Genomic DNA, 21,884 nt, shown 5'->3' on the forward strand with positions numbered 1-21,884 from the left:
CACAGCGAGGGTTAGAGGAGCAGTTGTGCTATTGAACGTATTCCAGAACCATATGTTTGCGGAAAACCGAATACATTATGCTACAGCGAAGGGTTACAGGTCCAATTGTGCTAATGAAGGTTTTCCCGGATCGAATGTAGACGAAAAACCGAACACAATGTGCCACCCTGTTATAATACAGCCCTCCCTCCCTACACCCCCTGTTATCGTGATCATCCACCCCCTGCCCCTGATCCATAACCCTCTGTTATCATGACACTTCGATCTCTGCTCCCCTGATCCGCCCCCACCTGATATCCTGATCCCTGCTTGTTTACCTGCTCCTATACTCTCTGCTGCTCCCACCTCAGCTCCCCCATACATCGCCGCCCGCCCACTTTCCCTCACAATCCCAGCATAAGCCGCGCCGAACATCTGATTTCACCAGAATATAGCCTTTCGCCTTTCGTAATTGCTCAACATCCTGTATGATTAGTTCCATAAATTGAAATTTGTCGCGAAGCCGATCAGGCCGGAAGCCCGATGATCTTCAGGCGTGTGCGCCCCGCAGAGCTCTAGCTGTATTGACGGATCATCGCCTGTGAGTGGCGTGTGGCCGTTGCACGAATAACAGTTAGGTTCGTGTCTGTTATCTCAGCCTGTGCTGCGGAAAGTGCCGGATGCAAGCTTCTGCATTACAAATTTTTTGGGAGGAAGCGTGGTATGGAAACTGTATTCAGCAAAATTATCGAAGGTGTAATCCCGTCCAAAAAGGTGTTCGAGAATGAGCGGATTCTGGCGTTCCACGATATTGAGCCTGCCGCCCCTGTGCATGTGCTGATTATCCCGAAGAAATACATCGCTTCCATGAATGAGGTTACGCCTGAGGATCTGCCGCTGATTGGCGAGATTCATGCCGTAGCACAGCAGCTTGCCGCAGAGCTCGGAATTGCCGATACCGGCTACCGGCTGATTAATAATTGCGGTCCGGACAGCGGGATGGCAGTGCCGCATCTGCATTATCATCTGCTGGGCGGAGCCAAGCTTGGTGCCCTTACGGGGAACTCCAGTTCTCATGCCTAAGTAAGCAATGCAACTATGTACAGCCCGGCTGAAAAAAGAATAACGCGAAGGTTGACACCTTATTTAGGTTTGACCTATAATGAAAGGTGATGAACCGTGTTGTTATGCTCTTGGACGGTCTGGTCGGAGGGAGGGAAAACTGGTGTCTGAAACGAAAGTTCGCAAAAACGAGACAATTGATGCTGCACTTCGTCGCTTTAAACGTTCCATTGCTAAGGATGGTGTCTTGGCTGAGGTGAAGAAACGCAAGCATTATGAGAAGCCAAGCGTAAAGCGCAAGAAGAAGTCTGAGGCTGCTCGTAAGAGAAAGTTTTAGGAGGATTACCCACGCATGAATCTTAGCGAACGATTGAACGAAGATATGAAGCAAGCGATGAAGAGTAAGGACAAGTTCACACTCTCCACCATTCGAATGGTTCGTTCTACAATAAAGTATCTTGAAATAGATTTGAAGAGAACATTAGACGACAACGAAGTGCTTGATATCCTTAGTCGTGAAATCAAACAGCGCAAAGATGCCCTCCAAGAATTTGAAGCAGCGGGTCGCGATGAGCTTGCCGCGAGTACTAAGGCAGAAATCGAGATTATCATTAAATATCTTCCCGAGCAGCTTACCGAAGAAGAAATTAAAGTAATTGTACAGCAGACCATCCAGGAAACCGGTGCTTCTTCGAAAAGTGAAATGGGTAAGGTGATGAGCGCACTGATGCCTAAGGTCAAAGGTCGCGCCGATGGTAAACTTGTGAACCAGGCGGTTCAGCAATTTCTGCAATAATATAACGCTAGCACCCCTTTTATAAGGGGTGTTTTTCATTTTTAAATGATAAGAATTTATATGTTTTAGGGGAAGCGAAGCTTACCCCTTATTTAAATTTTTGCTTAATTAGAGAAATGGACTCGAATATTCTTAAGCAGATTTTTTTTCAATAAACATCAGTATTGGGACAGATTTATGGGTGTATTCCCGGAAGTTGAAGAAAATAGGCACTAGTCACGAGTTGGCAAAAAGAGGCTCGAAAGTGGATTGTGCGTGCGCAAAGACAACACAAACGTAGAAAGTGGAGAGAACGAATACAAAAAGGAAGCGGAAGAGATCCACTGGTCTGTCCCAAGTGTGAATGCTATTACGAGTTTAAGGGAGAAGTCTGTCTACATGAAGGAAAATTGACAATAAGATATGCAGCGTGTGATCGAACACGAGGTTGTTTAGAAAGCATGATTGAAGATCTCACCCGTTTCGAAGAAACGAAAGCCCCTGAAAAAGAAGAAAAACCCCGAGTATTACCAAGGTATCCATGGGTACGAGTACCAAATGCTTGAAGGTACACCGAATGTAAAAAGGACCTGAAGCCAAGCTTCAGGTTTTTCTTATATTTTTCTCCTTGTGAAAAACTTACATAACTCCTTTCTGATTGCTTTAGTCTGAGTATTTTGAGAAAATCTTAACAAAATATGTAGAATAATGTGATTTCTTATCATTAATGTAATGTTATAAATAAGGGTTTTTTTGTTTGCCCTTAACAATAATTCGGAAACGACTTAGAGAGTTCAACAAATTATATTGTACTCTGACATCAGTGTTCCGATATGTGGGGAGTTGGTAAGTTAATACGAAACAATAGAATGAGGTATTGTGACGAAGGTGAACAAGAAAATATTATTTTTAGGAGGAGTTTATATGAAATTTACCAAAAAAGTGATTGTTCGCATTGCTGCTACTGCTTCTTGTTTGTCCCTGCTATCAGCACCAGTCTTTGCAGATGATTCTGCCGTTAAAAATGCACCAGGTTATGGGACGCTTACAGGTGTTTTATCGGCAGCCTATTATGGTTCATATTTTCACACTCTTGTAAGTCATAATAATGATAACGCTTACTTGACAATAAACGGGACCGTGCAAAACCAGAGCGGCATTACTATAAGCACGAAGGCTCAAGTTAACAGCGCAAGAGGGGCGACGACGTTCTTTGATAATTTAGCCCCGATGCCTTCAAATGCCTATGCAGTCTATGGAACGCATGGAGTACAGGGCGGAAACACATATGGAGCATCTGCTGTGTATACTTACACCAACATCACAAACTGAGTAATAAAACACACAAAAATAAGTTATGGCAGCAGGTAGAGATTGACTCTCTATCTGCTGTTCATCACTAAAGTGGAAAACAAGCAAACTGAATGACGAAATCCTCTTGATTTCGTAACACAAGAAGGGAATGAAAAGTATGAAAAAAATCTGGAGGTATATATACATTACATCAATCTTCGGAATGTTAGTACTTGCAACAGCTTGTTCTTCGGACAAGCCAGACCCCATCCATATAAATCCATCTGATATTGTAGTGAGTAATTCGGGAGACAACTTGACTCAGAATCCATTTGAGATGGATGAAAAAAATGTGGTTTTAGGAAGTATAAATCATCATGCTGTTAATTTGCAGGCTGATGAAGCTGGGAGAGTATTACCTATCCAGTATAATGGGGGAGAATTGAAAATCGATTATAGTGTGAATGCATCAGGAAAGGCTAGAAATGTGGGCTTCCTTTTATTTATTGACGGACTACCACAGCCTTACAAATTGGATTCTTCAGGGACTGCTTATGAGTATATGCACATTTTTGAACTAGAGGAAAATAAGGCTACTCCATTTACTTTTACGTTCACTCCCATCACTGGGAAAAAGGGAGAACTCCTGCCAATCAAGTTCGTTAGTGTCTACAATCCATCCTTTATACCGGATATGAAGGTAACCGCTTCATATGGGGGGGACCAGACGATTCTGGAAGCCGGAGGTGAAGTGTTTTTTAATAAAGATACGGAACAGTGGGCTGTCCCTCTCAGCTCAAAGCAGGCTGGATTATTGAATGTCAGACAATCCACAGAGCGTGTGACTCAGGAATTGTTAGTGAGTCATGGCAGGTCTGAAAAGATAGCTATTGAAACGTTAGATTCCAAGGTGTTCAGCGAATTGTATGTGGACGGGTCAATACGACACGACAACTTAAAGGTGGAGAACAGTGGCCTTCTTCAAATAACCTTTAAACTGTTTGGTCATCCTGGGGTTTCCTACAGAAATACAATTTACCTTAATCATAAGCCTTTGGAGAGCCAAGATGGGGTCTCTTTCCCAATGGCACTAACTAAGGGCAATCTTGAGGTACTGAGTGCTGAAATTACTCTGGATCAGTTGGGGGACTTTAGTACTTTTTATGTGGTATCAGTTCCTTTAAACGCTGAGGATTTTTATGATGACGTAATTATTCTGGAAAAGACACCATCTCTGCTGCTTTACAAAGGAGCAGGCATATGAAAGTGAATATCAACCAGATTTCCAAACAATATAAAGGGAGATATGCACTAAAGGATTTTTCAGCACAGTTGGAGAATGGAATTTACGGGTTGTTGGGGAATAATGGTGCGGGAAAAACTACACTTATTCAAATTTTAGTCGGTATTCAGAAAAGCGATAAGGGTCAAATCTTAATTGATGGTATAGATACGAGATGCTTGGGTGTACATTTTTTAAATCATATTGGGTATTTACCTCAATTTCCGGGATTCTACAAAAATTTCACAGTAATTGATTTTCTTAATTACATGTGTGTCCTAAAGGGGATTCCTAAAAATAAAGGTGCAATGCGATCCAGAGAGCTGTTAAGGGTCGTGAATATGAGTTCGGCCGAGGATAAGAAAATCGGTACACTCTCTGGGGGGATGCTCCAACGGGTCGGCATTGCTCAAGCAATGCTTAATGATCCCGCTATTTTGATTCTTGACGAACCAACTGCAGGTCTAGATCCGCAGGAACGTATCCGCTTTCGTAACCTGATTACCAAGTTTTCTGAGAACAGAATCGTTTTGCTTGCCACACATATCGTCTCAGATATCGAATTTATTGCTAACCAGGTCATCTTGCTAAAGAACGGGAGGTTGCTTAAGCAGGACACACCTCAAGCATTGATTGATGGGTTGGCAGGGAAAGTCTGGACAGTATCAGCATCGGATCAGATTTTAGACAGGCAACTTCATCAACTCAGAATCAGTAATATGCTGCGGATGGGGGAAAAGATTCAACTTCGTGTCATTGATGACGCGAAGCCTGATGAGAGTGCAGTAAATGTGCAGGGCAATCTTGAAGATGTATTCCTGTATTATTTTGGAGAAAGTGGCCAATGGTAAAGTTGATTTCTTATGAATGGCAAAAGCACTTTCGTAAAGGGACCATCATTATAGCGATATTGCTTTTCTCAATTATGAATATTGGGAAAATATACAGTATCTATGAAAGGGAAGCTCTGCTTTCTAATCCGGGTTGGAAGGAACTTTACGCTGAGCAATATCATACGTTTGGCGGGAGAATCACAAATGCGAAAATAAAGCAGCTTATGACGATATATCAACCAATGGAAAATCAGACTGCAGAACATACACTGAGTTCCACTTATCGTCCTGAAGGTACTTGGTTAAGCAATGTGTATGAGGACTGGAATTTTTTTCGCTACTGCTTTGTTTATCCAATGAAATACAACTACGATTATAAAGCTTACGCTTCTAATGTGGTAATTAAAGCAAAGGAGAATTCAATTTTTTTTAAATCTTTCGGCAATTTATACGAGTCTAGAAAAAATGAAGTGATTGCAAGAATATTTCATGGGAGAGATATTACCAGTTTTTCAGACAAAGAAATGTATAGAGGTTATGTTCAATATGAATTTTCATCGCTTCTGGTTCTACTGCTGTGTATGTATGGGCTTATTAGTGTTTTTTTATCAGAGAAGGAAACAGAGATGGATTCGTTGCTAATGACGACTAAGACAGGAGGCTTCAAAGTCCTTTATGCCAAGCTGTGGGCATCAGGATTATTTATATGTTTGATTTCAATATGGTTTTGGTTCCTTGATTATACGACATTTTATTTAATATATGGATCAAAGGGTGGTTCTTCGTCTCCGTTATATGCTCTAGAGGATTTTGTCCATACGCCGCTAAATATAAGTCTTGGCCAATATGCACTTTTATACTCATTTTTTAAAACAATGGGCATGATTGTAGCAGGCTTGTCATTTTTATTTATTTCTAACTTATTCCGAAATGCTCTGATTCCTTTTCTCTCAGGACTTACATTGATAATTGTCTGCACCTATATGCAAGAGGCTTTTGCAGGCCCAGGACATATGCTGTTGAAACTTCTCAACCCATTTGTATTGGTGGTCAACCGAGATCTTTTTCGAAAAGCAGAATTTATTGCCTTGTTGGGCTATCCAATACCTAGCTATATCGCTGCTGGTGTGTTGACAGTGTCTTGGGGGATTGTATTTCTATACGGCATCAAATTAAGTGCAAAAAAGAATGCAATGCTGAAGGGGAGCCGGAAACGTGTCAACTCCGTTATATGAATTAAAGAAAATATTTCTTTTGCAGAAAGGTCTACATTTTATTCTGCTGTTACTTTTCTTGAAAGCACTCCTACTGTTTTTGATGGATAAACCAGTGAATGCTGATATTGAGATGAATTACCCGCACTATTTTTCGTATCTTAAGGAGGTTCAAGGGTCGTATTCAGAGATTACCGAACAATTCATTTTGGAAGAGTCCGAGAAGATAGCTAATGCGAAAACATTGCAGCAGAAGATGACTGAAGATTATTACGACGGTGTCATTGAAGAAGAGGAATTTCTTGCAGGAACCTTGCCTCTTGAACGGGTGCTGCAAAACGAAAGGGGATATGAACTGATTTATGACCAATATACATACATACGTGAACATCCGGCAGACAGGTATTTCTTATATAGAAATGGCTGGGATGGCTTACTATCCAATGATACCTTGGATTTGCTCTGGGTATTGTTGGTGGTGCTGCTGGTAGCGCCTGTGTATTGTTATGAGTACGAAAGCAAGATGGATAGACTGCTTCTGACAGTGCGAAAAGGGACCTTCCAACAGAGTGTCTGCAAGATTTGTATGGCGTTATTGTCGGTTGCGGTGCTGAGTCTGTTGATGTCATATATGGAGTTTGTTTTTTACCAATTGAAATATGGATTGGAATACGGGGATTATCCATTGCAGAGCTTGTCCTATTTTGCTGAATCCAGAAAAAAATGTACATTGTTTGAAGCTTTTCTGTGGGTGACATCAGGCAAGATTTTTGGCAGTTTATATTTGGCTTTGTTAATCCTGTTTGTCTCCGTGTGTGTGAAACGTTACGCGTTTACTCTTTTTACCTGCACAGGAATCCTTCTAATCCCTTATTATGGACTTCCATTAGAATCTAGCAAATATAACATACCAACTCCACTTGGCTTTCTAGTGTCAACTGGTTATCTTCGCGGGGATGAGTATAGACGTGACCCGTTTAATGATCAACTCACGGCAGTGTTCCGTGAAGTTTCTTTAACAGCATTGGGGATCGTTCTAGGGATCAGCTTACTTATCATCTTTATTATGTTGTTAATGATTGTAATCACGCGCAGTAATGCATGGAGCATTAAGACAGGGCAATTTCGAGGGAGATTGTTCAGTACTTCATTGTTAATATGGCTATCAATCACTTTATTATCTGGTTGTACTTCTTCCGGCTATTCGGAGCAGAGTGCTACATATAACTTTTCTACCAGGAGTTCATGTGAGAATAATAATTACCGATTTTACTTGGACGAAACTGATTTGAATAACATTCACACTGTATTTGAGGACAAACGTACAGGCAAGAAGAATGAGTTTATGCGCAACGCTACATCGGCTTTGACCAGAGTGCAGAATTCATTATTTTGCACAGGCAGCTATGTGTATTACATGAAATATGATTCGGAAAAAAAAAGGAGGTTTGAAGAGCAGAAATGGTTTTCTATTGTCCAAGTGGACATGGATAACTTCAATGAAAAAGTTATTTTCGAAAAAAACCTAAATTCGGAAGAACGGTTCTTTAGAGATGCCAAGAAGATGGGGAATTATGAATCAGCTTTCTTTTTCTCTATACAGGCGTTTTTCTTGGATGATAAAAATATTTATTTTATTGGACCTGAAGAAATTAGAAGTATTAATCGATCAACCGGAACCATGAAGGTTGTTTTACGCATTTCGCCTATCAGCAGCTTAGCATTTGACGGCCGTGCCGTTTATTATGTCAACAATTCATATGTCATCAAATATGATATCGTAACACAAACTAAAACAACAATTCCTGACATAGTAACAAGGGACTTTTTACTGGAAGATAATAAATTGATTTTTGTGAATCGTAAAGACGGTTACAGGCTCTACATGTATGACCTCAAAGAATATATTATCCGAAAACTTAACGATGAGCCTGTAATGAGTTTCAGAGTTAAGGAACAAACAATCTATTATATAAATAAGATGAACTTGAAGGAATATGGATTTAAATTATAAGCGAAGATAATCGATTTCCATCAGTTGTATTAAGATAAATTACAAAAAATTACGAAAATGTAATTGGAAAATATAATTATAAAAGTTATAATTATTTATAAATATTGTTAAATAATTAGTTTTTTTGGAATCGCTTCAAAAAGTACGGAAATTGGATAAGGGGGAGAGGGTATTGTGGGAAAATAAGCAACGAGATGTGTTCTATGAGCAGCTCTGCGAACAGAACATCACGAGTATCTACAAATATTGCACCCGATTAACTAAAGGACATTCACAACTCACTGATATCGTAGAAGAGTGTGCCCAGAAAACTTTTCTTGAGGCCGGCAAGCAGCTTATCAAGCTCCAAAGTCATCCGAATGTAAAAGGTTGGCTGTATGTTACAGCAAAAAATCTCGTGCTTAATAGTTATCGGCGGATGTATCTCAAGCGAAAATATGAAATTGTGTTTGATGAAAAATTAAAACTTATAAGTGATAACGATGAACTAGCTACCTGTTTGGAAGAAGTATATGACATCAAAGAGTTAAGCCAGCAGGTATTAAGTACTCTTAACATGAAGGAATATGCGCTTTATCATGATTATTTTAGAAATTGTTTATCCATAGCGGAATTGTCTGAGAAGTATTGTATTTCCAATAGTGCAGTGACTACAAGAATCTATAGAATCAAGAGCAAGCTTAAAGAGAAGATTAAAGAGTGCTTTGAGGTAATTTAACAATACGTATATTTTGTCGGAAAAATATATATAAATCATGAATTCATGTGATCTTATATCTTTTATGTAATATACATATAGAACCTAAAAATTTAATCATAATGGAAAAGGAGGAAAAAGAATGAATAAAAAAAGCTTGATTCCATTTATTGCAGGATTTGTTGTTTTGGTGGGGGTTTCTGGATCTGCTCTGGCTACAACAAGTTTAAATGACAGTTCTGTTTCCGGAGGGTGGAGTGAAAAGGAGGGCAACTTTTCAACAAGTAGCTCCAGAGTGTCACCAGCTGCAGAAGTGGTTACGGTGCATAATGGCTGGAAGGAGTCCAACAAGTGGGGATTCGAACGGGCTGCATGCACTACTTGGTGGAAAGACACTTATCATTATTCCCGGGCAAGAATGGAAGGGCCTTTTTCAATGGATTTGACTGACAGCGGCAGACAATGGGGATATGTGGATACTTCAGCTGTATCTCCTTACGCAGATGCTATTTGGGTGGCAAAAACTTATTATGGAAAAGACTGACAAGCGATAATGAAGTTTAATAATTTGAGAACAGAGAGATTGCTCTTTTATTATTTGCAATCTCTCTATTTAGTAAAGAAGGTAATAAGATATGGAGAAATACCGGTTGTGCAATGTAAATAATCTATTAATTGCTGCTTTATTTATTTTATTGAGCCTGATTGTTGTCGTCTTCAATTACTATCAAGTCCAACATAATGAACTGAATCAATTATCAAGAGGCTTGTATACTAAGAATAGTATATTTTTCACCATAAAAGAAAAGGCTATTGAAATTAACTGGAGTGAGATTGAGACCTCAGATGATTATACAATATTTTCCGAATTGGGATCTGTTGAAAAAAATGGAAGTTGGCAAGAGCTTCGCGCAATTTATTTTAATAAAAGTACTTATGATCCACCTCTCGCAGAGGGTAGGTTCTTTAATAATGCAGATTTTTATAATAATGACAATCTGGCGGTAATTGGTAAAAATATTGATGGAACCGATCTATTAGAAAAAGCGGGTGAGCTTTATTATACTTTTGCAGGGAGAAATTACAAGGTCATTGGGATCATGGGCGCTCCCTATTCATCAAAGTTAGATGATACGGTATTCGTGAATCTTGACTCTTTGCAATCGGATTCTTTCATGGACTCAACCGTGTATGTGATGAATATTGCTCATAATCCAATCACCTCTAATCTAAAGCTCCCCTTTCTTCAGAATGATTTGCCTATTCATGTGTTCGACAGAGGAGATAGCGGCACTGTAAGGGCAATGAACATTGGAACGCAGCAATTAATGGTTACTTTTATCTTCATTATTTTGTTATTTAGTACCAGTGTTATTTCTGCTTTGTTTTGGATGAATAGGAAGAAGAGTGAGATTTTAGTTCTTTGGCAATGTGGAATTTCACTTAAAACGATCGGAAGACGAATTCTGAGCACCTATATGGCTATAGCACTTGCTTGTTACATCTTTGTTGCGACAGGTAGTATGTTGTTCTTCAAACTTTCTCTGACCTTCAATCGAAATTCATTATTCATATTCATACAAGGGTTAGAGATTGGATTGTTAGCTGTTTTGATAACATCTGCATTGGTGGTGTGGATATTTTACGTCCAAGTGGCCAAGCGGATAACGTTGAAAGGAAAAACATATCGATGAGAATAATCTTAAGTGAAGTTAAGGAGAGTCTATTTCGAAAAAAAGTAGTATCAGCTCTTCTCCTTATACAGCTTCTTATATTTTATTGTGTAGTTTCACTCCTTTTTGTACAGTCTTCGACACTTCATGAACAATCATCAGAGGTCAGCTCCCTGTCAGAGATGAATGACTATCAGCTCTCGGATACTCTTCTTGAAGATGAGGCTATGAAGGACTATACCAACCGGCCTGAGTTTCTAGAGAATGCTAACACACTGTATCGGAACTTAAATGAACATTTTGAGGATCAATATATTTATTTATTTAATCAGTCCATAGCCATATTGCCGGAGGAAGTTGAGTGGGAACCGAAGTTTATGTATGCATATGAAGAGGGTAGGTTAAGCAAACCGTTCTCAATGTTTGGCAATGGTCCTTATTATGCCTCCAAAGCGGTTCAAATGAACTCACATGCTTTTAAGAAGTATAAAATAGAAGTGGAGATTGGGCAGCCATTCGAGCAGGAAGACTTCAACAATACCGATAACCATACCATTCCAGTCCTACTCGGTACCGAATATAAGTCAAAATACAAAATTGGCAGCTTATTGAAGGCAAATTATCTGATGAAGGATTTTGAATTAGTTGTCAAAGGATTTCTTCCCTCAAACACCATGGTATTTAATTCTCAATTCCCGGAAATGTTTTTGGACCGATATATTGTAATGCCGGCCCAAACATTTCCAGCTCCCACTACTCCAGACGATTTTTCGTTTCAAAAGAAACATTATATGCAAATTGTCAATGGCCATATTTTTTCTATGGATGATGAATATACAATAGTAAATAAGCTTGAAGAAGTTAAGCAGTTATCTGATTTTCATGAAACGGAAGTATTGGGAACGCATAAGCTTCCTTTGAAATTTCTGCTTGCCACATATCAGATAAGCACAAAGTGGTTATCAATAGTAGCCAGTGTCCTTTATGTGATATGCGCTGTTAGTATCACATTACTGATATTGGAGAAAATGCGTCAACAACTAAAAAATATGATGATTCACTTGATCTGCGGAGCCACAATAAATCAATTGATCTTTTTTTATTTAACTGAACTTATCATTGTAGTTGTGTTACCGGGTGTTATAGTGATGTTGGCCTATAAGCTCTTAATAGACAACTCAATGCTTTTATTAATACTAGTAATCACAGGTTCAATGCTGACTCTAACGCTTATATCAGCCCTTCCGATTATTTGGTGGTTTAAACATATTGATTTCAATAAATATATAAAACGGATGGAGTGAAGAACGTGCTTAAAGTTTCTCATCTGCAGAAATCCTTCCTAAGCGGTTCCCATAGAAATGATGTGCTTAAAGATGTGAACTTGGAAATCCATGATGGCGAGATGGTCGCTATTATGGGGAGAAGTGGGTCCGGCAAAAGCACACTTCTGAATATATTGGCCGGGCTGGAGCAAGCAGATTGCGGAAATTACTATTTTGACAGTACCGATGTACTGGCATTAAATGTTGTCCAGGCTGCAAATTTTAGAAAACATAATATCGGTTACATTATTCAAAATTCAGTTCTTATCCATGGTAAAAATGTCTTTAATAATATTGCTTTACCGTTAAAGTATAGCAAACACTCTAAATCTCAAATTAAGCAAAAGGTTTCATTTGTGCTTGCTGCTCTTCATATTAGCAATATAGGGTATAGTCCGGTGGAAGTATTGTCGGGAGGTGAGACACAACGGGTTGCCATAGCAAGAGCGATTGTTCAGGAACCCAAAGTAATTATTGCTGATGAGCCAACTGGGTCTGTGGATGAAGAAACCGAAGATGACATTCTAAAACTGTTTAGAATGATAAACGAACAAGGAAAAACAATCATTATCGTAACACATAATCAGAAAGTTGCTGACATCTGTGATAGGACTTTCTATATGAATAACGGAAGCTGTAATCTAATCACTTAATTCTTGTGGAATACAGGCCAAATTAGACAATTTATGCAATACTAAAAGACAAGACGTAAGCCGTAGCTTATGTGTTGTCTTTTTGGTTTATCTGTTAAGATAGCGGATATTGAGAAGTAGCGTTGCACTGCACAGACCCATTTAAGCGTAATTCTGGAATCTACGCACAATGGGTTACATGCAAATTTAACCTTTGGGAGGAAGGAGGGATTATATTTTGAGCATACTTCGAAAACTCACCACATGGGCTATTTATTCCATCTTTTTGCTATTCATATTACTATTGGACGCCAAAGCTTTTAGTGAGGCATCATCTTCGTCAGCCGCAGTCAAACATGGGCCAGTCTTCATTATCCCGGTGGACCAGGAGATTGAGCGGGGTCTGCAGAGCTTTCTGGAACGGGGCTTTCAGGAAGCCGCGAATTACGGCGCAGTTCTGATTGTTCTGGAGATCGATACACCTGGAGGGCGGGTGGATTCCGCCGAACGAATCGGCACTCTGGTCAGAGACAGCAAGATCCCGGTAGTAGCCTATATCAAAGGCAACGCCGCTTCAGCAGGCAGCTATATCGCGCTGAACGCGGACGCCATTATCATGAAGCCGGGCAGCATGATCGGGGCCGCTTCGCTGGTGGACATGAACGGGAAGAGCGTGGAAGACGCCAAGATGGTATCCTACTGGAAATCCAAAATGATCGGGGCTGCCTCGCTGAACGGGCGTGATCCTGAAGTGGCTGCCGGCATGATGGATGTTCATCTGGTAGTTAACCGCCCGGAACTGGGCGTGAACAAGCAGGCGGGCGAGATTATCGCTCTGAGCAGCAATGAAGCACTTCAGGCTGGTTACACCGACCGGATTGCTGGAACGGAGCAGGAGGCGATTACCTGGCTGGGCTACTCGACAGACGACATTTTTCGCATTGAACATACCGGTGCGGAGAAAATGTCGCAATTTCTGACTCATCCGGTAGTCATGACAATTCTGCTCTTTGTGGGCATCGCCGGTGTGTTCATCGAGCTGCTGGTGCCCGGCTTTGGGGTGCCCGGAATTGTCGGTACGCTGGCATTTGCCCTCTACTTCTTCGGCAACTATGTGGCCGGCTTCGCCGGGGCGGAGACGCTGCTGCTGTTCATTCTGGGACTGGTGATGCTGATTCTGGAGCTGTTCGTGCCGAGCTTCGGTATTCTGGGAATCCTCGGGTCCATCAGTCTGGTGGCGGGTGTTGTAAGGGCTGCTTACAGCTTTACACATGCTCTGTTCAGCCTTGGTATCGCTTTTTCGGCGGCGGCTGTGGTTATCGTGATTGTAGCCGTAGTCTTCAAGGAGCGGGGAATCTGGAACCGGTTCATCCTTCAGGACAGCCTTACCAGAGAGAAGGGATTCGTGCCTGTCCCGGAGAAGCTGCGTCTGATCGGGGCTTCCGGCATGAGTGTAACCCCGCTGCGTCCGGCCGGAACCGCCACCTTTGGCGGCGAACGGATAGATGTGGTGACAGAAGGCGGGTTCATCGAGGCACAGACGGCTGTGTCCGTGGTGAAGGTTGAGGGCGGCCGTGTGGTAGTGAAGGAAGCTGTGAAATAATTTTTGTCTATCAAAATATCGGAGGTAGGTAAGCGTATGTTAGAAGCATCTATGATTACTTTTTTGCTGATCGCGGTAGCCGTGATTATTGTACTAAGCGTCTTCTTCAGCTTCTTCCCGGTCATGCTGTGGGTGTCCGCCTGGGCCTCCGGGGTCAAAATCAGCATTATCACGCTGGTAGCCATGCGTCTGCGCCGGGTAACGCCGAGCCGGATTGTCAATCCGCTGATTAAAGCGACGAAGGCCGGGCTGGGACTGAATATCAATCAGCTCGAGAGCCATTATCTGGCCGGAGGGAATGTGGACCGTGTAGTGAACGCGCTGATTGCTGCCCAAAGAGCGGATATTCCGCTGGAATTCACACGTGCCGCCGCCATCGATCTGGCCGGACGCGATGTGCTGCTGGCGGTTCAGATGAGCGTTAACCCGCGTGTCATTGAGACGCCGATTGTTGCGGCTGTAGCCAAGAACGGGATTGAAGTCAAGGTCAAGGCACGGGTAACGGTGCGGGCCAATATCGACCGGCTGGTCGGGGGTGCGGGCGAAGAGACGATTATTGCCCGTGTCGGCGAGGGAATTGTAACAACAGTCGGCTCCAGTAATTCGCATAAGGATGTGCTGGAGAATCCGGATTCCATCTCCCGGACCGTATTATCCAAGGGTCTGGACTCAGGGACTGCCTTTGAAATTCTGTCCATTGATATTGCGGATGTGGATGTAGGCAAGAACATTGGTGCGTACCTGCAGACCGAGCAGGCGGAAGCGGATAAGCGCATCGCCCAGGCGAAGGCTGAAGAACGCCGGGCGATGGCGGTTGCCCATGAGCAGGAGATGAAGGCCCGCGTGGTTGAGATGAAGGCGCTGGTCGTTGAATCCGAATCCCAGGTTCCGCTGGCGATGGCCGAAGCCCTGCGCTCAGGCAAGCTTGGCGTGATGGATTATATGAATCTTAAAAACATCGAGGCAGATACGCAGATGCGCGGTTCCCTCGGCAAACTAAACGATGGGGACGACAGCAGCCGTCCGCCCCACAAATAAAGGGATGTGAGCTCCCATGAGCGGCGTGATCTATTTCCTGGTGCTTGCGGCCATAGCGATCATCACCAATCTGAACAAAAGAAAGGGCAAAGACAAACAGGCTCCGCGCGGAGGGATGCCTACCTTTGGCGGCGGCGGGGGCAGCGGCAATATGCTGCCCCGCCGCCGGAAGGCCGGACACGCACAGCAGCAGGGCAGCGGCTTCCCTGCGCCTGCCGGGACAAAGATAGCCCCAAACCAGTCTGCTCCGCTGCCGGATGCACAGGATGCCCCGTCTTCGCCAGCCTGGGCTGAGGCTGAGCAGCCGGCTCCCGGTGATGAGACGGGCGAAGGTGTGTCTCTGGAACAGGCCGATGACCTGGACAGCGTGGAGGCCCGCACAGAACGCATGCAGCGGGAGCTGGAGGCGCTGCAGGCTGCCTTCGACGGAATGGCGGCTGCTGTCCCGTCTGCGGGCTCTGAAGCAGGCGGAGAGGGCACTGGCGCAGCTTCACCAGCATTCGCCAGCCATCCGCTCACAGGCGACCCTGACACGCTGCGCAGCGGTCTGGTGTGGGCGGAGGTGCTGGGTCCGCCCCGTGCCCGCCAGCCGCATTCCACGCGGCGCTAAGTTCTTGCCTTCGCTTCCTGATCAACATGAAATACTGCACATAAGCCTGGATCTATTCCTTAGCGGGAAAGGATTCAGGCTTTTTTGCTATTTTGCCGGGAGACTGCATGTGAGTTCTTCTCATAAACGGCCGCTCCGCCGCATAAGGTGTACAGAAGGCAGGAAGGGGGAGCGTCTACTTATGACCCGTATCGGCCGCAGGCTGCGGGGATGGACAAACGGGGTACTGGATCTTCCGCAGGATGTGCTGCAGGAGATGCCCCGGATCACCCTGATCGGCAATAAGGAGCTGTATATTGAGAACCACCGCGGCGTGCTGCACTTCTCTTCGGAGCAGCTCAGGCTGGCATTAACCCAAGGGGTGCTGGAGATTTCCGGTGAAGGACTGGTCATCCGCAATATTCTGGGCCAGGAGCTTGCCGTCATTGGAGTAATCGGTGAAATCAGATATAAGGAAAGTGGGGAGAATCCATGAAAGAACCGCCTCTGTCATCACTGCGGGGGTTCGTTACACTGCATGTGAGCGGACCGCAGGTGGAGAAATTCATTAATGCTGTAACCGGAGCGGGCATCATCATCTGGGATGTGAGGCCTGCCGGGGACGGTGCTTCTTTAAATCTGCTGCTGGATGACTTTTTCCGGCTTCGCCCGCTCCTCAAAAAGACAGGCTGCCGTATGCATGTTACAGCCAGGCACGGACTTCCGTTTCGCCTCGCGCGCTTGTGGAGACGGAAGTTTTTTGCCGCAGGGATGCTGATCTTCGGTGTAGGTCTGCTGCTGCTCTCCTCGATGATCTGGAGCGTCAAGGTGGAAGGGAATACCCGCATTCCGACCGAGGACATTCTGGAAGCCGCACGCAAGGAGGGTGTCTATCCGTTTCAGTGGATTTGGCGCATGCAGGAGTCGGACGAGCTGTCCCGGGAGCTGACCACCCTGGTTCCGGGCTTGACTTGGGCCGGGTTCCACCGGAACGGGACGAGCATTACCATACAGGTCGTCGAAGCTGACCGCCCGGATAACAAACCTCTGCTCAGCAAGCGCCATCTCATCAGCCGGACCGATGCCGTCGTGACTGAGATCTACGCGGAGCAGGGCAGACCGGTGGTCAGCCGGAATTCGCGGGTCAAAAAAGGGGACATCCTCATCTCCGGAGCGCTGGGTGACGAGGAGAATACAGAGTTCGTTGTCGCCAAAGGCATGGTTAAAGGCCTTGTATGGCATGAATATAATTTGGAGGTACCGCTCAAAAGAACAGGCAGTGCGTATACAGGAGAACGCAAGGACCGCACCTATCTCGTTCTCGGCAAATGGGCAATTCAGCTATGGGGCTACGGGGACTCCGGGTTTGCGAAGTCACGTACTCTTTCAGAGCCCGATATGCTGTCGTGGCGTTCTTTTCAGCTGCCGCTGGGCCTGATGACCGAGAAGGAGCTGGAGATTAAATATACGACTGAAGCGCTTACTTCGGAAGCCGCGCGTGCAGAAGGGCTGACGCGGGCCAAGAGCGATATTTTCGCGCGTTACGGCGCTGATAGCGTCATCAAAAGTCAAAAAATTTTGCATGAGAAGAAAGAGAATGGTAAAGTTTATATGAAAGTGCTGTTTGAGGTGGAAGAGAGAATCGCGGAAGAGCTTCCGATAGTAAACAATTGAGGAGAATGAGGCTACTTGTCAGAACAGACTGCAAGCATTCAAATATCTTTGCACAATGCGGGAGAAGCGCAATCCCTGTTCGGCCCGCAGGACGGATTCCTGAAAATCATCGAGAAAGAAATTCCGGCAGTTATTAACTCACGCGAGGCCGAAATCACGATTCGCGGTACGGAGCGGGAAGTGGACATGCTGGGCCAGCTCTTCAATGTGCTGCTGTCACTCGTACGCGGGGGTTACATATTGAGCGAACGCGATGTGCAGTACGCCGTGGAGCTGGCGAAGGATTTCCGTGCCGATCAGCTGCTGGACCTGTTCAAGGGCGAGATTACGACAACTTTCCGCGGCAAGCCGATCCGTGTCAAAACGATTGGCCAGAAGCATTATGTGAGCACCATCAAAAAGCGCGATATCGTCTTCGGCATCGGCCCGGCGGGCACAGGTAAGACCTATCTGGCTGTGGTCCTCGCGGTGACGGCGCTGAAGGAAGGCTCGGTCAAACGGATCGTGCTTACGCGTCCGGCTGTAGAGGCCGGTGAGAACCTGGGCTTCCTCCCGGGAGATTTGCAGGAGAAGGTAGATCCGTATCTGCGGCCGCTATACGACGCCTTGTACGACGTTATGGGGCCTGATCAGGTGGCGAAGGCGCTGGAGCGCGGGCTGATCGAGATTGCACCGCTTGCCTATATGCGCGGACGTACGCTGGAGGATGCTTTTATCATCCTCGATGAAGCGCAGAATACCACACCCGAACAAATGAAAATGTTCCTCACCCGTCTGGGCTTCGGCTCCAAGATGGTCATCACGGGCGATGTGACCCAGATCGATTTGCCGCGCGGCAAGAAGTCAGGGCTGATCGAAGCCAAAACGATTCTTTCCGGTATCGAGGAGCTTGGCTTTGTCTACTTCGCTGAGCAGGACGTTGTCCGTCATTCCCTTGTGCAGAAAATTATCGTTGCCTATGACCGCTCTGCCGAAAACCTCCAATAAAAAAGGGGATTGTCTTCATGGCCTCAAAGCAACCATCGAAATTAAGCGGATTTGTATATAGCAGCAGCGGATGGAAGTATAGCGCGGTGTCGCGCTATGCTCTTTTCCTGTTACTCGCCGTTGTTTTCTACCTCAGCCTGTCCTCTGATCTGCTGCCCAAAAGGTATGATATCAAAGAGGGAACCCGCAGTGCCAAGGAGATTACAGCACCCAAGCAAATCCTGGACACCAACGCCAAGCTCAAGGCCCAGGAAGAAGCAGCTGAGAATGTAACTAACCGCTATGCCATTATCCCAATGCGGACTGAGAATCTCGTAACCATGCTTCTCGATAGAATAGACCGGTTGAATCAGGATGATACGATCTCACAAAGCGAAAAGACGGAGATCTACCGTGAAGTTATTCCAGAGCGTGCAAATGATTTTATTCTTAATTTTGTGGCTGCCAGCCAGAAGGCCGGGACCTACTCCGAGCACCTGCTGAATGAAATGCAGTCCGTCATCAAGGATCAGGCCTACGTCATTCCGGAAGAGACCTATATCAAGATCCCGCGCCTGACTCAGCAGGATATCATCGAAATGAAGCCGGTGGCCCGTGACATAGTCATCAAGCTGATGAATGACCAGATTACCGATGCCCAGACCGCGCGCGCCAAGGTGGCCGAGCAGGTCAGCGTCAGTTCGCTGGGGCAGCGCACCGCCCGCGAGGTGGTGCAGGAGCTGGTGCGGCTGGTGATCACCGCCAACAAATTCTATGACGAGGATGCGACCAAGGAAGCGAAGGTGCAGGCCCGTCAGAATACGCCGGATGTGTTCATCGAGCAGGGGGATGTGCTGGTCGCCAAGAATCAGGAGATTACCCCTGAGCTGTACAAGCTGCTGGATGAGAACGGGCTGCTCAGCAAAGAGATTAATTACTGGCCGCAACTCGGCCTGCTGCTGCTCTCTGCACTGCTGTCCTTTGGCCTGATGACCTTCATCCGCTACAATGGCGGAGCCTCAGGCTTCAAATACAATAACTCCCAGCTGCTTATGCTGGTACTGGTCTTTATCATTACCATCGTTATGATGAAGCTGACAGCCTTCCTGCAAACGGATGTGCGGACATATATCGGCTATCTGGCACCTGTGGCTCTCGGCGCGATGCTGATTTCCATGCTGCTGGACATGACTTTAGCTTATTTCTGTTCCATTCTGTTCAGCATTCTGGCCAGTATCCTGCTGAATGTTCAGCAGAATACGATATTTGATTTCACCTTCGGCTTCTTTGCCCTAATCGTAAGTTATGTTGCCATCTTCTCGACGCACCGCGCCGGACAGCGCTCAACCCTGCTGAAGGGCGGTATTATGGTGTCCCTGCTCGGCTGCCTGACCGTAGCCATACTGACCATGCTGAGCGGCGGCGTATGGAACGAGACGAATACGTTATATGCCCTGGGCTTCTCCTTTGCCGGGGGGCTGCTTACCGCAGTGCTGGTCATCGGCCTGATGCCGTTCTTCGAGGTAACGTTCGGCATTCTGTCGGCCCTGAAGCTCGTAGAGCTGTCTAACCCGAACCATCCGCTGCTGCGTAAGCTGCTTACTGAGACGCCGGGAACCTATCACCACAGCGTGATGGTAGGCAATCTGTCCGAGGCTGCGGCCGAAGCGATTGGTGCGGACGGATTGCTGTGCCGGGTAGGCTCATATTATCATGACATCGGCAAGACGAAGCGCCCGTTCTATTTCATAGAGAACCAGAACAATATGGAGAATCCTCATGATACGATTGAGCCGAAGCTGAGCAAGTCGATCATTGTGGCCCACGCCCGGGACGGGGTGGAGATGCAGAAGGAATACAAGCTGCCGAAGCCGATCCGCGATATTGCCGAGCAGCATCATGGCACGACGTTCCTGCATTATTTTTATCATAAGGCATTGAAGCTTGCAGAGGACAAGGGTGTAGAGCCGGACTTCACGGAGGAGGATTTCCGTTATCCCGGTCCGAAAGCACAGTCGAAGGAATCCGCAGTCGTCGGGATCGCCGACAGTGTGGAGGCTGCAGTCCGTTCGCTCCGCAAGCCAACCGTGGTGCAGGTGGAGACCATGATTGAGAAGATTATCAAAAGCCGGCTGGATGACCATCAGTTCGATGAGTGCGATCTGACCATCAAGGAGCTGGATATTATTTCGCGGACATTGAAAGAGACGGTAATGGGCATATTCCATTCCCGGATTGAATATCCCGAGGATGTGCGCAAGCCCAAAAAAGAGGAAGGGGCCATCAAAAATGAGTCTGAGCGTCGTTTGGAACAATGAACAGGATGAACATGAAATTAACGGCGATCTGATCGAGCTGCTGGAGCGGATTCTGCAGACAGCAGGGGAAGCGGAAGGGATTGACACGGGGGAAGTGGATCTGACCTTCGTCAATAACGAACGCATTCACGAGCTGAATCTCGAGTACCGCGGCATTGACCGTCCGACCGATGTGCTCTCCTTCGCGATGAATGAGGCCGGAGAAGATGAGCTGGAGATCCGGTACGACCTGGCAGATGAGGACGAAGAGCTGGAGGAAGTACCGAATGTGCTTGGGGATATTATCATCTCGGTTACCCGGGCGCAGGAGCAGGCTGAGGAATACGGCCATTCGCTGGAGCGGGAGCTGGGCTTCCTGTTCGTCCACGGGTTCCTGCATTTGCTGGGCTATGATCATCAGGAGCCGGAGGCTGAGGCCGAAATGATGTCCAAGCAGGAGAAAGCTCTGGCTCAGGTCGGGTTGACACGCTAATGGTCAAGAATACGGCGGTGGGCCACAAAAAATTCTGGCATTCCTTTCGCTTCGCCGCACACGGCATTGCGGCAGCATTCCGGTCGGAGCTGAACATGAAGGTGCATAGCGGTCTTGCGGTTATCGTATTGATTGCCGCCGCTGTATTCAGGCTTCCTCTGTCAAGCTGGATGCTGCTGCTGCTGGCCATTACGCTGGTGCTGACAGCCGAGCTGCTGAACACGGCGATTGAAGCGACGATTGATCTGGTTTCGCCTGAGGTTCACCCCTTGGCCAAGAAGGCCAAAGATACCGCCGCAGGCGCCGTGCTGCTTACGGCGGTGTTTGCCGTGATTGCCGGAATCTATGTTTTTTATCATCCCGTGATGGACTGGATCACAGGTCTTATGTCATAATCAGTTTACAACTTCAGCTGGTGGAAGAGGCGGACCCGCTTTGCGCGCTC

At 45.7% G+C, this 21,884-nt stretch carries 22 protein-coding genes; all 22 read left to right on the plus strand.

The window, feature by feature from the left end; genetic code table 11:
• Positions 1-702: 702 nt before the first annotated feature.
• Positions 703-1,062, plus strand: coding sequence for a histidine triad nucleotide-binding protein (locus MHH78_RS10555; RefSeq protein ID WP_076075810.1), 360 nt, complete (start codon positions 703-705; stop codon positions 1,060-1,062).
• Between the two features lie 142 nt (positions 1,063-1,204).
• The gene (rpsU, locus tag MHH78_RS10560; RefSeq protein ID WP_005547957.1) at positions 1,205-1,378 is read left to right on the plus strand and encodes a 30S ribosomal protein S21; all 174 of its coding nucleotides are present in this window, start codon (positions 1,205-1,207) and stop codon (positions 1,376-1,378) included.
• Between the two features lie 15 nt (positions 1,379-1,393).
• On the plus strand, positions 1,394-1,837 hold the full coding sequence (locus tag MHH78_RS10565) for a GatB/YqeY domain-containing protein (RefSeq protein WP_036724349.1): 444 nt from the start codon (positions 1,394-1,396) through the stop codon (positions 1,835-1,837).
• 903 nt (positions 1,838-2,740) lie between these two features.
• Positions 2,741-3,148, plus strand: coding sequence for a hypothetical protein (locus tag MHH78_RS10570; protein ID WP_341167372.1), 408 nt, complete (start codon positions 2,741-2,743; stop codon positions 3,146-3,148).
• A gap of 139 nt (positions 3,149-3,287) precedes the next feature.
• The gene (locus MHH78_RS10575) at positions 3,288-4,373 is read left to right on the plus strand and encodes a beta-glucanase/beta-glucan synthetase (RefSeq protein ID WP_341167373.1); all 1,086 of its coding nucleotides are present in this window, start codon (positions 3,288-3,290) and stop codon (positions 4,371-4,373) included.
• Positions 4,370-5,242, plus strand: coding sequence for an ABC transporter ATP-binding protein (locus tag MHH78_RS10580; protein WP_341167374.1), 873 nt, complete (start codon positions 4,370-4,372; stop codon positions 5,240-5,242). Before MHH78_RS10575 ends, MHH78_RS10580 begins: the two co-directional genes overlap by 4 nt.
• Positions 5,236-6,459, plus strand: coding sequence for an ABC transporter permease (locus tag MHH78_RS10585; protein ID WP_341167375.1), 1,224 nt, complete (start codon positions 5,236-5,238; stop codon positions 6,457-6,459). The genes MHH78_RS10580 and MHH78_RS10585 overlap by 7 nt, the downstream gene beginning before the upstream one ends.
• Positions 6,440-8,452: a DUF5050 domain-containing protein gene (locus MHH78_RS10590; RefSeq protein WP_341167376.1), complete on the plus strand. Its 2,013-nt coding sequence runs from the start codon at positions 6,440-6,442 to the stop codon at positions 8,450-8,452. The genes MHH78_RS10585 and MHH78_RS10590 overlap by 20 nt, the downstream gene beginning before the upstream one ends.
• Positions 8,453-8,624: 172 nt before the next feature.
• The gene (locus MHH78_RS10595) at positions 8,625-9,170 is read left to right on the plus strand and encodes an RNA polymerase sigma factor (protein WP_341167377.1); all 546 of its coding nucleotides are present in this window, start codon (positions 8,625-8,627) and stop codon (positions 9,168-9,170) included.
• Positions 9,171-9,291: 121 nt separating this feature from the next.
• The gene (locus MHH78_RS10600) at positions 9,292-9,693 is read left to right on the plus strand and encodes a hypothetical protein (protein ID WP_341167378.1); all 402 of its coding nucleotides are present in this window, start codon (positions 9,292-9,294) and stop codon (positions 9,691-9,693) included.
• A gap of 91 nt (positions 9,694-9,784) precedes the next feature.
• Positions 9,785-10,843 carry an ABC transporter permease gene (locus MHH78_RS10605; RefSeq protein WP_341167379.1) on the plus strand — a complete coding sequence of 353 codons (1,059 nt, stop codon included), beginning with the start codon at positions 9,785-9,787 and terminating at the stop codon, positions 10,841-10,843.
• A complete protein-coding gene (locus MHH78_RS10610; protein WP_341167380.1) occupies positions 10,840-12,126 on the plus strand; it encodes an ABC transporter permease in 1,287 nt (428 codons plus the stop codon). Before MHH78_RS10605 ends, MHH78_RS10610 begins: the two co-directional genes overlap by 4 nt.
• A gap of 5 nt (positions 12,127-12,131) precedes the next feature.
• Positions 12,132-12,800, plus strand: coding sequence for an ABC transporter ATP-binding protein (locus tag MHH78_RS10615; RefSeq protein ID WP_341167381.1), 669 nt, complete (start codon positions 12,132-12,134; stop codon positions 12,798-12,800).
• A gap of 217 nt (positions 12,801-13,017) precedes the next feature.
• Complete coding sequence (locus MHH78_RS10620) at positions 13,018-14,382, plus strand: NfeD family protein (RefSeq protein WP_341167382.1); 1,365 nt, start codon at positions 13,018-13,020, stop codon at positions 14,380-14,382.
• Positions 14,383-14,418: 36 nt separating this feature from the next.
• Positions 14,419-15,420: a flotillin-like protein FloA gene (gene floA / locus MHH78_RS10625; RefSeq protein ID WP_209872081.1), complete on the plus strand. Its 1,002-nt coding sequence runs from the start codon at positions 14,419-14,421 to the stop codon at positions 15,418-15,420.
• Between the two features lie 16 nt (positions 15,421-15,436).
• Positions 15,437-16,030: a hypothetical protein gene (locus MHH78_RS10630; protein WP_341167383.1), complete on the plus strand. Its 594-nt coding sequence runs from the start codon at positions 15,437-15,439 to the stop codon at positions 16,028-16,030.
• Positions 16,031-16,211: 181 nt separating this feature from the next.
• Positions 16,212-16,505 (plus strand): sporulation protein YqfC, encoded by a 294-nt coding sequence (gene yqfC, locus MHH78_RS10635; RefSeq protein WP_036690297.1) that lies wholly within the window; start codon positions 16,212-16,214, stop codon positions 16,503-16,505.
• On the plus strand, positions 16,502-17,683 hold the full coding sequence (gene yqfD / locus MHH78_RS10640) for a sporulation protein YqfD (protein WP_076075818.1): 1,182 nt from the start codon (positions 16,502-16,504) through the stop codon (positions 17,681-17,683). The genes yqfC and yqfD overlap by 4 nt, the downstream gene beginning before the upstream one ends.
• Positions 17,684-17,698: 15 nt before the next feature.
• Positions 17,699-18,670 carry a PhoH family protein gene (locus tag MHH78_RS10645; RefSeq protein ID WP_036690294.1) on the plus strand — a complete coding sequence of 324 codons (972 nt, stop codon included), beginning with the start codon at positions 17,699-17,701 and terminating at the stop codon, positions 18,668-18,670.
• A 17-nt stretch (positions 18,671-18,687) separates the two neighbouring features.
• The gene (locus MHH78_RS10650; protein WP_036724341.1) at positions 18,688-20,967 is read left to right on the plus strand and encodes an HD family phosphohydrolase; all 2,280 of its coding nucleotides are present in this window, start codon (positions 18,688-18,690) and stop codon (positions 20,965-20,967) included.
• Positions 20,939-21,439 carry an rRNA maturation RNase YbeY gene (ybeY, locus tag MHH78_RS10655; RefSeq protein ID WP_340938864.1) on the plus strand — a complete coding sequence of 167 codons (501 nt, stop codon included), beginning with the start codon at positions 20,939-20,941 and terminating at the stop codon, positions 21,437-21,439. The genes MHH78_RS10650 and ybeY overlap by 29 nt, the downstream gene beginning before the upstream one ends.
• Positions 21,439-21,834, plus strand: coding sequence for a diacylglycerol kinase family protein (locus tag MHH78_RS10660; RefSeq protein ID WP_341167384.1), 396 nt, complete (start codon positions 21,439-21,441; stop codon positions 21,832-21,834). Before ybeY ends, MHH78_RS10660 begins: the two co-directional genes overlap by 1 nt.
• The last annotated feature ends 50 nt before the right edge of the window (positions 21,835-21,884 follow it).

Source organism: Paenibacillus sp. FSL H3-0333, assembly GCF_038002805.1.
GTDB lineage: Bacteria > Bacillota > Bacilli > Paenibacillales > Paenibacillaceae > Paenibacillus_AQ > Paenibacillus_AQ silagei.

What these genes read in the sequence shown, in the direction of transcription:
- MHH78_RS10605 (WP_341167379.1), top strand. Translation starts at nt 9,785, where the DNA reads ATGGAGAAATACCGGTTGTGCAATGTAAATAATCTATTAATTGCTGCT.
- MHH78_RS10575 (WP_341167373.1), top strand. Translation starts at nt 3,288, where the DNA reads ATGAAAAAAATCTGGAGGTATATATACATTACATCAATCTTCGGAATG.
- yqfD (WP_076075818.1), top strand. Translation starts at nt 16,502, where the DNA reads ATGAAAGAACCGCCTCTGTCATCACTGCGGGGGTTCGTTACACTGCAT.
- MHH78_RS10630 (WP_341167383.1), top strand. Translation starts at nt 15,437, where the DNA reads ATGAGCGGCGTGATCTATTTCCTGGTGCTTGCGGCCATAGCGATCATC.
- yqfC (WP_036690297.1), top strand. Translation starts at nt 16,212, where the DNA reads ATGACCCGTATCGGCCGCAGGCTGCGGGGATGGACAAACGGGGTACTG.
- MHH78_RS10580 (WP_341167374.1), top strand. Translation starts at nt 4,370, where the DNA reads ATGAAAGTGAATATCAACCAGATTTCCAAACAATATAAAGGGAGATAT.
- MHH78_RS10650 (WP_036724341.1), top strand. Translation starts at nt 18,688, where the DNA reads ATGGCCTCAAAGCAACCATCGAAATTAAGCGGATTTGTATATAGCAGC.
- floA (WP_209872081.1), top strand. Translation starts at nt 14,419, where the DNA reads ATGTTAGAAGCATCTATGATTACTTTTTTGCTGATCGCGGTAGCCGTG.
- MHH78_RS10660 (WP_341167384.1), top strand. Translation starts at nt 21,439, where the DNA reads ATGGTCAAGAATACGGCGGTGGGCCACAAAAAATTCTGGCATTCCTTT.
- MHH78_RS10555 (WP_076075810.1), top strand. Translation starts at nt 703, where the DNA reads ATGGAAACTGTATTCAGCAAAATTATCGAAGGTGTAATCCCGTCCAAA.
- MHH78_RS10570 (WP_341167372.1), top strand. Translation starts at nt 2,741, where the DNA reads ATGAAATTTACCAAAAAAGTGATTGTTCGCATTGCTGCTACTGCTTCT.
- MHH78_RS10610 (WP_341167380.1), top strand. Translation starts at nt 10,840, where the DNA reads ATGAGAATAATCTTAAGTGAAGTTAAGGAGAGTCTATTTCGAAAAAAA.
- MHH78_RS10565 (WP_036724349.1), top strand. Translation starts at nt 1,394, where the DNA reads ATGAATCTTAGCGAACGATTGAACGAAGATATGAAGCAAGCGATGAAG.
- MHH78_RS10585 (WP_341167375.1), top strand. Translation starts at nt 5,236, where the DNA reads ATGGTAAAGTTGATTTCTTATGAATGGCAAAAGCACTTTCGTAAAGGG.
- MHH78_RS10600 (WP_341167378.1), top strand. Translation starts at nt 9,292, where the DNA reads ATGAATAAAAAAAGCTTGATTCCATTTATTGCAGGATTTGTTGTTTTG.
- ybeY (WP_340938864.1), top strand. Translation starts at nt 20,939, where the DNA reads ATGAGTCTGAGCGTCGTTTGGAACAATGAACAGGATGAACATGAAATT.